This window comes from Arthrobacter sp. B0316-1-20 (assembly GCF_059091865.1).
In genome coordinates this window covers 123486-136366 of record NZ_JBNHHC010000011.1, presented here as the reverse complement: position 1 = coordinate 136366, position 12881 = coordinate 123486, and the positions used below count along the sequence as shown (strand labels likewise).

At 62.8% G+C, this 12881-nt stretch carries 10 protein-coding genes and 1 pseudogene; 7 read left to right on the top strand and 4 right to left on the bottom strand.

What is annotated here, in order from left to right; all coding sequences use genetic code 11:
• Window positions 1-108: 108 nt before the first annotated feature.
• The 4 genes and pseudogenes from AC5RW2_RS19240 to AC5RW2_RS19225 form a co-directional block, all read right to left on the bottom strand.
• Window positions 109-540, bottom strand: a complete 432-nt coding sequence (locus tag AC5RW2_RS19240; protein ID WP_493951718.1) for a hypothetical protein — start codon at window positions 538-540, stop codon at window positions 109-111.
• Window positions 541-1338: 798 nt separating this feature from the next.
• Window positions 1339-1644, bottom strand: a complete 306-nt coding sequence (locus AC5RW2_RS19235) for a histidine phosphatase family protein (RefSeq protein ID WP_493963807.1) — start codon at window positions 1642-1644, stop codon at window positions 1339-1341.
• A 99-nt stretch (window positions 1645-1743) separates the two neighbouring features.
• Window positions 1744-2157 (bottom strand): annotated as a pseudogene (locus tag AC5RW2_RS19230) (histidine phosphatase family protein); the annotation flags it as partial.
• Window positions 2158-2162: 5 nt separating this feature from the next.
• On the bottom strand, window positions 2163-3668 hold the full coding sequence (locus AC5RW2_RS19225) for a CCA tRNA nucleotidyltransferase (protein WP_493963627.1): 1506 nt from the start codon (window positions 3666-3668) through the stop codon (window positions 2163-2165).
• 101 nt (window positions 3669-3769) lie between these two features.
• Here AC5RW2_RS19225 and AC5RW2_RS19220 point away from each other — a divergent pair, with 101 nt between their 5' ends.
• From AC5RW2_RS19220 to AC5RW2_RS19190, 7 genes are all read left to right on the top strand, one after another.
• The gene (locus AC5RW2_RS19220; protein ID WP_493940607.1) at window positions 3770-4294 is read left to right on the top strand and encodes an NUDIX hydrolase; all 525 of its coding nucleotides are present in this window, start codon (window positions 3770-3772) and stop codon (window positions 4292-4294) included.
• A 54-nt stretch (window positions 4295-4348) separates the two neighbouring features.
• Window positions 4349-6043: a murein biosynthesis integral membrane protein MurJ gene (gene murJ, locus AC5RW2_RS19215; RefSeq protein WP_493963626.1), complete on the top strand. Its 1695-nt coding sequence runs from the start codon at window positions 4349-4351 to the stop codon at window positions 6041-6043.
• Window positions 6044-6132: 89 nt separating this feature from the next.
• A complete protein-coding gene (locus AC5RW2_RS19210; protein WP_493963625.1) occupies window positions 6133-7656 on the top strand; it encodes an ABC transporter substrate-binding protein in 1524 nt (507 codons plus the stop codon).
• Between the two features lie 139 nt (window positions 7657-7795).
• On the top strand, window positions 7796-8779 hold the full coding sequence (gene trxB, locus AC5RW2_RS19205; RefSeq protein ID WP_493963624.1) for a thioredoxin-disulfide reductase: 984 nt from the start codon (window positions 7796-7798) through the stop codon (window positions 8777-8779).
• A 26-nt stretch (window positions 8780-8805) separates the two neighbouring features.
• On the top strand, window positions 8806-9132 hold the full coding sequence (gene trxA / locus AC5RW2_RS19200) for a thioredoxin (RefSeq protein WP_127513209.1): 327 nt from the start codon (window positions 8806-8808) through the stop codon (window positions 9130-9132).
• 3 nt (window positions 9133-9135) lie between these two features.
• Complete coding sequence (locus AC5RW2_RS19195) at window positions 9136-10323, top strand: N-acetylmuramoyl-L-alanine amidase (RefSeq protein ID WP_493963623.1); 1188 nt, start codon at window positions 9136-9138, stop codon at window positions 10321-10323.
• A 776-nt stretch (window positions 10324-11099) separates the two neighbouring features.
• The gene (locus AC5RW2_RS19190; RefSeq protein ID WP_493963622.1) at window positions 11100-11306 is read left to right on the top strand and encodes a hypothetical protein; all 207 of its coding nucleotides are present in this window, start codon (window positions 11100-11102) and stop codon (window positions 11304-11306) included.
• Window positions 11307-12881: the final 1575 nt, after the last annotated feature.

Genomic DNA, 12881 nt, shown 5'->3' with positions numbered 1-12881 from the left:
GGGCGCGGGCTTCAGCTACATCGGGTCCAATGCGCTTCATCGGATCCTCCTCGCGAAAGTGTCCCCTACAGGACGGCGTATTCAATTGCACTTGCTTGGCTGGGAACTTCAGCGAATGAGCTGCTGGTGCGACAGCAAATCGTCGCGCACTTGTTCCAAGCGCTGATCATCAACACGCACGTTCTGTATTCGTTTCCAGAGCGAGACGCTCTGGCGGAGCTTGCGGATCATGGCATTCACCTCCTGCCTGTCCAGGAAATTCGGCATCGCCGCAACTGCGGCTTGTTCGGGCGCCGGCCAGGCCAAGTCGGCAGCGTCGGAGGCGACGGCGGCGGAGTCGGCACCTTCGGCAACGCTGCCTTCGGGACCGGCGGCAGCGTCAAGGTCGCGCAAGCTTCCGGCGCTGATCAGCTGGCCGTGGCCGCGCCGGCCCTCATTCGACAAGCGCGCATCGGACAGGCGCGCATCGGACAGGCGGGGTTCGGACGGACGGATGGACCGTTCGGGTGCAGGCGATAAAGCTGCATCCAGCGGTTTCATGAAGGTTTCCTCTCGTGAGTGGGTCGGAATTCGGGCAGAAAGCGTGGCGGAATCCAGGGGAGTCTCGGCTGCCGGTACGGAGCCCCTGGCGGTTGATAAAGAACCGGCTGAGGCGGCCGTAAGGGCAGGGGGAAATGCGGTACGAGTGCTCATAGCGAAGTCCTCAAGCAGAAGGTGAGGCCTCCGCGCAGGAGAGCTAGAGAAATGCGTTGATTGAGGAAAGGCAGCGGTTCATGACAGGAACCGGTCCAATCAGCGACGTTCTAGTGCGCAGAAATGGCGGAGGCGGGTCGTCGGAGCGCGGCGAAGGAGTTAAACACTCCGCCCGGCGTCTTGGTCATAATCACAGATCCCACCTCCCTTTCTTAATAGCGCCAATAAAAACCGCCCGGACCAAACTCACATGATTGAGAAAGTTCAATCGGACGTGTTTAACCTACCCGACGACTGCTGCTTCTGCCTAGCCAGTTCCCGGAACTTGTTTCACATTTCCTCTTTCCACCGGCGTGTCCGGGGCAACACGCCGCCGCACGACGGCGCAGGCTCGGCCACACCCTCCAAGGGCCACACCCTCCAAGAGGGTCCTCGGCGCGGAAGGCCCGCAGCTCATCGAGTGGAGAATAGTTGCGGCTATCGCTGGCGTGTCGCAGCACTTATTTGCCACCCGATTGTCACCACGTCTCTGCGCGGCTGCGCCTGCTGACCGCACACCGGCAGGAGGTGAAACCGGACGCCATTTGCGTCGAGTTTGACCGCAAAACGGCGGTAATGATTACACCAACCCGCGTTGGCCGGTGGCTAGAGGTTCCAGCCGGCTATCGCGGGTGTCTTCTTGTCCCAGCCCAACCGGCAGACGGCAGCCGTCTCAAGGACAAAATGCCGGCCCTCGGCCGGTTCCATTCCGAGCCAACGCGCGGCCAGCACGCGGAGGAAGTGTCCATGTGCCACCAGCAGCACCTGCCGCGGTGCGGATGCCTCGGACGACGACGGACCGGAGGCAGGCGGTCGGCCCGACGTTTCGAACGGGAACGGATCGAAGGCTGGCGCTCCGCTGTCCGCCGTTCTGGACGGCAACGCACCGGAGGCCGGCGGTCGGGCCGACATTTCGAACGGGAACACACCGGAGGCCGGCGGGCGGCCATCGGAAGCGCCATCGGAAGCGCCATCTGAAGCATCGTCGGAAGTCCCGCCGCTGGAAGCCGCGTCGTCGCCGCCCTCCAGCACTTTCGCGATCACATGGTCGGCGCGGTCGGCCACCTGTTGCAGCGACTCGCCGCCGCGGACGCCGTGGGTCCAAATCAGATAGGAGGGATCTATGGCCCGGAGCGCGGCGCTTTGCATGCCTTCATAGTCCCCGTAGTCCCACTCGTGGGCTTCCGGCACCACTTCCGCTTCCGGATAACCGGCCAGTTCGGCGGTCCGGCGCGCACGGACCAACGGAGACGTCAGCACGGTGCGGAAACGGACTCCTGCCAGCTTCGCAGCGGCGTCGCGGGCCTGTTGGACGCCGGCCGGCGTGAGCTCGAGATCGGTCAGCCCGGTGTAGCGGTGATCCCGCGACCACTCGGTTTCACCATGGCGCATCAGCCACAGCACCGGGAAGTCGTGCGGACCCATTAAGGTCACCGATCCTGGTCTCCGCGCGGCGCTGGCGCGTCTTGGTCGGCCACCGGGACGAATTCCGGCTGCTCCCGCCACCAGGCCAGCAGTTTCGCCTCTGCCTCTTCCGGCGCCGCCGGTCCGTTTTCCAGCCGTTGTTCCAACAAAAACCTGTAGGCCCGGCCGACCAAGGGCCCGGGCTTGATCCCCAGCAGCGCCATGATGCGGGCGCCGTCCAGGTCCGGCCTCACGGCATCTAGCTGCTCCTGCTCCTGCAGGGTGGCGATCCGCTGTTCCAGGTCGTCATAGGCAAAGGCGAGCTGCTCCGCCTTGCGCTTGTTCCGCGTGGTGACATCGGAGCGGGTCAACCGGTGCAGGCGTTCCAGCAGCGGCCCGGCGTCGTTGACGTAGCGACGGACGGCCGAGTCCGTCCAGCCCGCCTCGCCATACCCGTAGAAACGCATGTGCAGTTCCACCAGCCGCGACACGGCCTTGATGGTGTCATTGTCGAAGCGCAGCTTCTTCATCCGCTTGGCGGTGAGTTTGGAGCCCACCATGTCGTGGTGGCGGAAGCTGACCGCGCCGGACGGTTCGAACCGGCGGGTAGCCGGCTTGCCGACGTCGTGCATCAGGGCGGCGAACCGCAGGACAAAGTCCGGACCCGGCAGCGCGCCGTCGTCGTCCGTCTCCAGGTTGCAGGCCTGCTCCAGCACGGTGAGCGAGTGCTGGTAGACGTCCTTGTGCCGGTGGTGCTCGTCGATTTCCAGCCGCAGCGCGGCAACTTCCGGAAGCACATGGTCGGCCAGCCCGGTGTCCACCAACAGGTCCACACCGGTGCGCGGGTCCTTGCCGTTGACCAGCTTGATCAATTCGTCGCGGACGCGTTCGGCGGAGATGATTTCGATCCGGCCGGCCATGTCCTTCATCGCTGCCGCGACCTCGGGTACCACCGTGACCCCCAACTGCGAGGCGAACCGCGCTGCGCGCATCATCCGCAGGGGATCATCGGAGAACGACGACGACGGCGCGCCCGGGGTGCGCAGCAGGCCGGCGTGCAGATCCTTCACGCCGCCATATGGGTCCACCAGTTCGAGCGAGGGCAGCCGCAGCGCCATGGCGTTCATGGTGAAATCGCGGCGGAACAGGTCGTCCTCCAAAGACGTTCCGAACGCCACCACGGGCTTGCGGGAATCCGGGTCGTAGGCTTCCGCCCGGTAGGTGGTCACCTCAATCATGTGCTGGCCCTTGCGCATGCCGATGGTGCCGAAGTCGCGGCCGATCTCCCAGAAGGTGTCCGCCCATTTTTTGACGACGGCGATGGTGGCGTCCGGGTCGGCGTCGGTGGTGAAATCAAGGTCCGGGGAGACTCGGCCCAGGAACAGGTCGCGCACCGGTCCGCCGACCAGCGAGAGTTCGTGGCCCGCGGCTGCAAAAAGCTCACCCAGTTCAATCACCACGGCCGGCAACGGCAGGGACGGGGCGTTGGAGCCGGTTGCGGAAGGGAACTGCGAACCAAAAAGGTGAACCATAGTGACTTAAGCGTGCCAGATGCCGGGCACGATGTTTAACAATGTCCGGCGGCTCGGCGTCGGCATCCTCGGGTTGGCACAAAAATCGTTAGAGTGGACGCATGGCACACCCGGTTCCGAGCGCCCCGAAGCGCACTCCGCTGACAGCGTCAGTGGGCAGCGCCGCGCCCGGACACCATTCCCTGCCGACTGTGGAGGAAATCTCGGCCGGCGGCGTCGTGGTGGATACGTCCACCAGCGACCTGAACGTGGCCATCATCGCCCGCTTCAACCGGGGCGGCCGGCTCGAGTGGTGCCTGCCCAAGGGACACCCCGAAGGCCGGGAAACCAATGAAGAGGCCGCGGTCCGCGAAGTTGAAGAAGAAACCGGCATTAAGGGACGTGTGCTGGCCACGCTGGGCAGCATCGACTACTGGTTCACCGTCAGCGGCCACCGTGTCCATAAGACCGTGCACCACTTCCTGCTCGAGGCCACCGGCGGACTGCTAACCATCGAGAATGACCCGGACCATGAGGCAGTCGACGTCGCGTGGGTGCCGTTGGCGGATCTGGGCCGGAAGCTGTCCTTCCCGAACGAGCGGCGGATCGTTGACCTGGCCCGCGAAGTCCTGCCCGGCCACCTCTGAGCCGCAGCCGGGAGCGGCCCTTCGGCCGGTCTTCAGGTGAGAACATAGAGGACGATGTCCGAGACCAAGATCCCCGCCCAAGAACCCGTGCAGCACAGCACGGCCAAGTCCAGTGCCATCATGGCGGCCGGAACCATGGTGTCCCGGATTCTGGGCTTCGTCCGGACCGCCCTGCTCGCGGTCGCCATCGGTGCCAACACGACGATGGGCGACATCTTCGAGAAGGCCAACACCATCCCGAACATCATCTACCTGCTGCTGGCGGGCGGGGTGTTCAATGTGGTGCTGGTACCGCAGATCATCAAAGCCAGCCGGAAGAGCGACGGCGGTGCCGACTTTGTCAGCCGGCTGCTGAGCCTGACGCTGCTGGTGCTGGCCGGCATTGCGCTGCTGGCGACGCTCCTTGCCCGACCGATCATCTCCGTCCTGACCCGGGGTTGGACACCGGTCATGTTGGAACTGGGCACTGTTTTCGCCATTTGGTGCCTGCCCCAGATTTTCTTCTACGGCCTGTACGCAGTGGTAGGCCAGGTGCTCAATGCTCACGGGCGCTTCGGCTGGTACATGTGGGCTCCTGCCCTGAACAACGTGGTGGCCATCGGCACACTGGGGCTGTACATCGCGCTGTACGGCCGCTACCTGCCCGGCCGGGGCGATCCCGAACTCTGGACCGGCGCACAGACCGTGTTGCTGGCCGGCGGCACCACCCTGGGCATCGTGTTGCAGGCACTCCTGCTGCTGTGGCCGCTGGGCCGGCTCGGGCTGGGCCTGAAGCTCAAGCTCGGCTGGCGCGGTATGGGCTTCGCGGCCATCGGAAAAGTGGCGCTGTGGAGCCTGGCCACCATGGTCATCGCCAACACCGCTTACCTCTTCTACGGGACCATCGCCTCCGGCGCCACCGCTGCCCGTGCCGAGCTGGCTGGATCCGGCGCCTCGATCCCCGGCGAGTATGCGCTGAACACGGCCCAGCTGATTGCCATGCTGCCTCACTCGGTCTTCGTCCTCTCCGTGGCCACAGTGCTGTTCAACCGACTGTCCCACCAACAATCGGCCGGGGCTTTGGAGGATGTGCGCCAGACGGTGAATTCCGGCCTGCGCACCATCGGCGTCGCCAGCGTTTTCGGTGCAGCCGCCGTGGTGGTGCTGGCCGGTCCGCTGGCCCGGCTGTTCGCCGGATCCGGACCCACCGCTGCGGCCTCCGCCGCGTCGATGGGCCAGGTCCTCACCATCCTGGCCGCCGGCATGCCGTTCATGAGCATCTACTTCTTCCTGGGACGCGTGTTCTACGCGGAGGAAGACGCCAGGACGCCGCTGATCATGCAGGCCATCTGTTCCGGTGCTTCGGTGCTGCTGGCCGTGCTGATCGCTTGGCTGGTGGACCCCACCATGGTGGTCTACGCGTTGGCCCTGTTGTTTGCGGTGTTCCACGTGGTCTCGGCCGTGCTGGCGCACCACTTTGCCCGACGCCGGCTGGGAGACTACGGCGCGGGGCGCGTCGTGGACACCTACATTCGCCTCGGCTACGCGGCATTGGGCTCCGGCTTGGTGGGGGCGGCAGTGCTCTGGCTGTTCGGGGGTTACGCTCCTGGCGGATTCGCTTGGCAGTCCATCATCACGGCCATGGTGACCATCGCCGTCGTCGGACTGGTGATGGCGGCGGTTTACCTGCTGCTGCTGCGTGCCATGCGTGTCCAAGAGTTGAATGATTTCCTGGCGCCCATCATGAAACGGCTGCCCGGACGCGCCTGACAGAAACGGGAATCGGCTCCGGCACCGGCTAGCATGGAAATCAAATTATCTAGTCAGGGGCGCCAGTCCAGGACAGCCGGGAGGAACTAGTGCCGCAGCCAGTTGATGTGGGCATGCTGCTTGGTGGCCGTTACAAGGTCACAGCGCAAGTGCTTGCCTCCGCCGAACACGATCTGGTCCTCGACGGTGTGGACCAGGTACTCAACCGGCCCGTCAGCATTCTGGTGTCGGCACCGGAAAATGCCAGCCAGGTAGCCATGAGCGCCCGCGAAATTGCCACCGGCGAGCGGGCAAGCAACGTTCAGATACTGGACCTTGGCAATGCCGACGGGGTTACCTATCTGGTCACCAACGAGGCGCAGGCCGCCGATCTGCTGGACTTGGTCATTCAGCGGGACGGCCCGTATGTTGAGCCCTTCTTCACGGACACTCTCGGTTCCGAAATCTTCGGCCAGGTGCGCTCCACCGAACCGGAGCCGTACGAGGACGAGTACGAGTACGAGGAATACGACGACGAGCCCCGGCAGAGCCTGCGCGACCGCCTGAGCAAGCTCGACCTGCCCAAGCTGGGAAAGAACGCGCCGGAAGGGGCCGCCAAAGCCCGGTTCGGCCGCCAGCCGGAAGGCGTGGCCTCTGGTGCTGGATCCGCTGCCGGAGCTGCCGCCGCTGCTGCCTCTGCCGGTGCGCACGTTCCGCCGCCGCCGTCCGCGCCCCCCGCTCCTGCGTCCGCAAGCCCCGCGACAACGCCTGTCTCGCGGCAGGTCCCGGCTTCCCGGCCGGCAGCCGCCCAGCCGGCCGAAAAGCCCAAGGTCAGCTTGTGGTCGGAGGACGACGGCGACCGGGCCGAGGTCCGATCAGCCGCCATGTTCCCGGTGGCTGCCCGCAAGAGCAACGAATCCGATACCGACGACTACGAGTACGACGAATACGACGACGAGGAACGCAACAGCCCGCGGTCGTCCAAGTTGCTGGTAGGCGGGTTGCTGGCCGTCTTGTTGGTGGTCGCCATCGTCGTGGCGGTCAGCCAGCTGAACCTCTTCCGCGGCGGCCCGGTGGCCGATGGATCGGCGGCCGGAAATGAAACCGGCGCCGCGTCCACCCCGGCGCAAACCGATGCCGAAGAAGAATCTGCCCCCGCCGCTGAAGTAGTCAAGCCGGTCATCGCCGACCTCACCCGCCAAGTCCCGGACATGCCGGAACTCGACGCGGAGAACGACGGCAAGCTCCCCGAAGCCGTTGACGGCAACCCCGCCACCTACTGGGCCAGCTTCCAGTACGTGTCGGACACGTTCGGTGGCTATGCCGGAAACATGGCGCTGGTCGTCGAGCTGAAGGAACCGTCGAGCATCAGTTCCGTGGTGCTGACTCAACTGAGCGGTACCGGTGGAAACTTTTCTGTGCTCTTGAATGACGAGCCGACCTTGGACGGCGCCAATCAGGTCGCCCAGGGCAGTTTTACCGCACAGAAGACCACCATCCCGGTTCCTGAACAGGACGGCGCTGCTCCCAAGGCCCAGTACGTGCTGATCAACTTCACGCAGTTGCCCCGGCTCTCCAACCCCATGGGCGGTCCGCCCTACGGCATCCGCATGGCAGAGATCGAGGTCTCCTAGCCGCTGAGGGTAGGTCCGTGCCGCCCTGGCACGGAATAAGCCGGCGCGGGGCGCCGTTGAGAGAAGTGTTGGCCTTGCTGCCCGCTCAAGGCGGCCGGGCTAGGCTTACATCAATACCAGAGGAAGAGGTTCGCAGGCAGTGAGCACAGAAACCACACCGTCCGTCCGCGACGTCATCATTGTTGGGTCCGGTCCGGCCGGCTACACGGCAGCTGTCTACACCGCGCGAGCCAACCTCAAGCCACTGCTCATCGCCAGCTCTGTTGAGGCAGGCGGAGAGCTGATGAACACCACCGACGTTGAAAATTACCCTGGCTTCCCCGGTGGAATCCTGGGCCCTGAGCTCATGGAGAACTTCCAGAAGCAGGCCGAGCGGTTCGGAACCGAGATCCTGTTTGAAGATGTCACAAGCCTCGAGCTGGAAGGTGACGTCAAGAAGGTCACCATCGGTTCGGGCGAAACCTTCCTGGCGCGTTCGGTCATTATTTCCACCGGCTCTGCCTACCGCGAGCTCGGCCTTCCGGACGAAAAACGCCTCGCCGGACATGGCGTCAGCTGGTGTGCAACCTGCGACGGTTTCTTCTTCAAGGGCCAGGACATCGCGGTGATCGGCGGAGGCGACTCTGCCATGGAGGAAGCCCTCTTCCTGACTAAGTTTGCGGACTCTGTCACGGTTGTCCACCGCCGCGATACCCTGCGTGCCTCCAAGATCATGCAGGAGCGTGCTTTGGCGCACGAAAGGATCAAGTTCGTGTGGAACTCGGAGGTCGTCGGTCTGGAAGGTGACAACAAGGTCACCGCGCTGAAGCTCAAAAACACAGTCGATGGTTCGGAGACGGTGCTGCCTGTGACCGGTGTTTTTGTCGCCATTGGGAATGATCCCCGGGTCTCCCTCGTCCAAGGCCAGTTGGAACTGACGCCCGAGGGCACCATCGCGGTTCAGGGACGGTCCTCCAGGACGTCGCTGCCTGGGGTTTTCGCCGCCGGGGACGTCATCGACCCCACCTACCGCCAAGCAATCACGGCGTCGGGAAGCGGCTGCGCCGCCGCCATCGACGTGGAACACTACCTGGCCGACCTCGCTAGCAGCCAGGCCGGCATCGCTGAGCCCGCAACCGTCTGAGACCGGTTCGAGAAAGAGAGAACAGCATGAGCAACGCAAAAGATGTTACAGACGCTACTTTCGAAGCGGACGTCCTGAAGTCCACCAAGCCCGTGATCGTTGACTTCTGGGCAGAGTGGTGCGGCCCTTGCCGCATGCTCTCGCCGATCCTCGATGACATTGCTGCCGAACACTCCGGCAAGGTTGACGTAGTCAAGCTCAACGTAGATGACAATCCCGCCACCGCCGCACAATACGGCATCACCTCCATCCCTGCCGTCTACGTTTTCAAGGACGGCGCAGTTGCAGCGACCTCTATCGGCGCAAAGCCGAAGCAGGTCATCGAGCAGGAATTTGCTGAGTTCCTCAACTAAAAGATGGAAAACGACGCGGCAGACCAGAGTCTGCGCCGTTCAGACATCAGTCGGCGCGTAGTAGCCCTTCGGGAAGGGCTGCTACGCGCTGGTGTTTCTATGGCGTACCTTGCTCCGGATCAGGTAAACAACCCCATGGTGTTTGATGACCATGTGGATGCTGCCGTGCGCACCTTTCAACAGGACCGGGGATTGAAGGTCGACGGCATCGCAGGCCCGGAGACGGAAGGAGCTCTGGCCGAGGCCCAGTTCAAGCTGGGTTCACGTCAACTTGCCTACACCGTAGACGGGCCAGCGCTTCGTGGCGACGACGTGACCGAGCTGCAGCGTCAGCTGTCTTTTCTAGGCTTTTACTACGGCCACATTGATGGCGAGTACGGAAAACGTACCTACCTGGCAGTCCGTGAACTGCAGTTGAACTTAGGGCTTGAAGCCTCCGGCGTCGCCGACGCCCAACTGATCGCGTCGATGGAGCGCATCAACCGGACTATCAGTCCCAGCCAGGCGTTTTCGCTGCGTGACTACGAACGCCTTAGCCAGGCATCTGCAACCTTGCGCGGTCGCACTATCGCCATAGCACCCGGATCCGGCGTCGACGCACAACCAGGAACCGTCGACGCGTCTTCGGGTGAGCCACTCACTGAGAAGCTCGTCGCCGGGGACGTGTCCTACCGATTGGGGAAGATCCTCACGGAGCTGGGTGCGCGCGTGGAGATCATTGAGAAGCAGCCCGTAGAGGGAAGCGATGACCGTGCCGATTTGATCAAGGCCGCGTCGCCTAGCCTGAGCATTGCTGTCCACTGTGATTGGCTGCCTCAGCAAGCCGCCAACGGTGTGAGCGCCTTCTTCTGGGGTCGGCCGGAGTCTGGCGAGGTGCGCTCACCCATCGGTCATCGCGCTGCAGAACTGATCCTGAAGGAAGTGGTGGCACGGACTGGTTCCACGTCGCTGGGTCTTCATGGCCGTAGCTGGGACATATTGCGCCTCCCCAGCACGCCATCCGTTCAGTTGGATATCGGCTATTTGAGCAGCCCGCTCGATTCTTCTCGACTTGCCGATCCGATCTACCGCCAAATCCTGGCTGATTCCATCGTCATAGCGATTCAGCGCCTCTACCTTTTGGAAGAGGACGACGAGCCTACCGGGACTCTTGCCCTGGACGACGTACTTCGCTTCAATCCCCCGTCCTAGAAACGTTTCTCGCTCCGTTTCACGTGAAACGGAAACGCTTATTGTGATTCTCCGCTGCGCCCGTTGTTAGCCCGAAAAGCCGTTTGCTGAAGCATCTTGAATGACACAACTAGTCGCAGCGTGCTCGCACCTCACCGATGCCAAGTCACTCGGTAGCCACAAAAGAAGAATCTGATCTGCATCTGGGCGGACCCTAAACCGGTCAGCGTGGTCAGGGATTGAAGCATATGGGTATCGCGCCCCATCAGCGCAAAGCACCGAAAGCCTGCGCATTGACCCGCCAAAGATGCCCACGTAGCGGCTATCGCGGACATATTTGAGAATGCCTGCGTAGCGGTACATCAGCCGGGTCGGTACCCGCCAGCCCAGCACATGGGTCATGGAGCTTCCGATGAGCGAACGCCGAGCCGTCACGAAAACGGTGTGCCCGGGCTGATCGGGTCTTCGCCGCGCTCAAGGCCACCGCCGCGAAGTTCCCGTTCACGATCCTGGGGTCGACTCGGACAACGGTACCGAGTTCATCAACTGGGAGCATTTCCGCTGGTGCGAGCAGGAGGAACTGACGGTCACCAGGTCCCGTTCCGGAAACAAGAACGTCAGGGCTCTCGTGGAACAGAAGAACTGGCACATCGTCCGCCAGATCGTCGGATATTACCGTTGTACCCCCACGCCGAACTGGAGTTGCTGAACAAGATCTTGGGGCTGCAGCGGTTGTTGACGAATCACTACGCTTCCCAGCAGAAACTCATCACACGACGCCCCGCCCCCCCGCGGGTGTGCCCTCGCCGACTAGGACGCCGTTCAACGCCGGCAAGAAGCAACTGACAACGGAAAACACGCCCCTGAACCCGGCCGCAATTCATCGCAAGATCCAGGCGCTCTGCGTCGAACTGCTCGCCCTGGCCACAGCAACGAGCGCTCCGGGCAAAACCAAATGGTTCCGCGAATCGAGCCTACGCGCGAATCTTGACATGATTCTCTGACGCCTGTTTCACGTGAAACCGACCATTGCCTTCTACGACGCAGTTCCCGCCGGGACCCAACCGGCACCCGCGCACACCGCTCTGCCACAAATGGAGAAGACGACGGTGTTTCACGTGGAACGAGGAGCTCAGGGTGTGCCTCTGATGGCTAGATGTTTTCTCCCAAAAACGTTTTCGGTAGGCTACCCCCAATGCCGGCGCGTACCGCTCGTGTCCTGCGTCGCCCTAAAGGCTTCTGCATCTGAATCCTTATTCTTTCAGGGAACAAGAAAAGCAATATCCGAAATCGGTCTTCTGCTGCTTCCTCCACTGTCGTCCTTGCGCATAGTGCAGGTGCGTTGCCACTTGATCTAGGAAAGCAGGGAGCGGGCGAAGCGCGTCTGTGTCGACCAGTGAGCCTCCCAGCGCATTTGTAGTATTGCTCTTCGATCCACGGGAACGCTTCTCTTTACCGACCCCAGCCTGGAGTGCGTTGCGGAAAGGCCGGCTCCTTTCGCCAACGGGGCCGCGTAGTACTCATGAGCTTGGGTATTCGACGTGCGTCGATCTGGCACGATTCGGATCAGCCCAGCTTCTGCTCGATGGGGACGAGGACCATCCATAGTCAGGACCGCACACAAAATGCGCGCGTACGCGAATAGTGTTGAGCTACCACCGGCGGATGCACATTGCAGGCCTGGGGAACTGGTCTCCCCTAACAGGTCCGTCTCGCGGTCAACCCGCGACGCCGGCATACTTGGAGCGCCGTAACTGGCGTCTCGATGTCCTGGGCCCTTCACGTTTCACGTGAAACACTCCAGAGTGGAGCAATCGTTACTAGTCCTGGCGCGGGCTGGAGTCTAAGGCCCGTGTCAATTCCGTGCCTGACTCGCGGCTTTTTAATGCCCTTGTTCGAGTCCGGGCTCTTTGCCGTAGTCCCGCTGCTCCCTCAAGTAGGCGTCCAATCAGAGTTGTCGGTGAAAGCTATGCGAGTGCACGGAGTTGCTCTTGTCATTGTTGTCCCCGCTGGGTCGCGCGCTGGCCGTGGCTTGGTTAGCCATGCTCATCCCGGACCACGATCCCTCCGATCAGGTGCCTATCCCGGCCTCGGGTTTCTGCTCGCGTGGTCCGCATTTGCTGCATAGTTTCACGTGAAACGAATGCTACAGTGAACCTCATCCTGCTAGCAGGCGCGCCGTAGCTACCTGGAACAGGTGGACGGAACCCGCCAACTTCACCACACAAGGGGCAAGATAATGCAGGATTTCTATGTCGCTTGACGAGGCCCTGCCCATACGGGTCGTTCCGGACGAGCTAATCCGCGGCCAGCTGCCAAGACGTGCGGCGGGTAAATATAGGGCGGCAGCCGCAGGCTCGCGTTATGGCAAAAGAGGGCCAGTCTCTGGCGTTACAAGACCGCATAAGAAGCCGGAGCGTTTCACGTGGAACACTTCGCTGGCCTTAGATCCTCGGAGCTTCTCGGCGCCCCCCCTTCATAAGAAGCTGTGCTTGCACTGAGTCCGCTGCTCCCCATTTGTGGGCAGCGAATCGGGAGTGCCAAGATAATCGGTGCGACTGAGATCTGTGACGGCTACT

Bases quoted from the DNA above. Each gene is read 5' to 3' on its own strand.
- AC5RW2_RS19240 (WP_493951718.1), bottom strand. From the start codon at position 540: ATGAAACCGCTGGATGCAGCTTTATCGCCTGCACCCGAACGGTCCATC.
- AC5RW2_RS19235 (WP_493963807.1), bottom strand. From the start codon at position 1,644: ATGTCGGCCCGACCGCCGGCCTCCGGTGCGTTGCCGTCCAGAACGGCG.
- AC5RW2_RS19225 (WP_493963627.1), bottom strand. From the start codon at position 3,668: ATGGTTCACCTTTTTGGTTCGCAGTTCCCTTCCGCAACCGGCTCCAAC.
- AC5RW2_RS19220 (WP_493940607.1), top strand. From the start codon at position 3,770: ATGGCACACCCGGTTCCGAGCGCCCCGAAGCGCACTCCGCTGACAGCG.
- murJ (WP_493963626.1), top strand. From the start codon at position 4,349: ATGTCCGAGACCAAGATCCCCGCCCAAGAACCCGTGCAGCACAGCACG.
- trxA (WP_127513209.1), top strand. From the start codon at position 8,806: ATGAGCAACGCAAAAGATGTTACAGACGCTACTTTCGAAGCGGACGTC.
- AC5RW2_RS19195 (WP_493963623.1), top strand. From the start codon at position 9,136: ATGGAAAACGACGCGGCAGACCAGAGTCTGCGCCGTTCAGACATCAGT.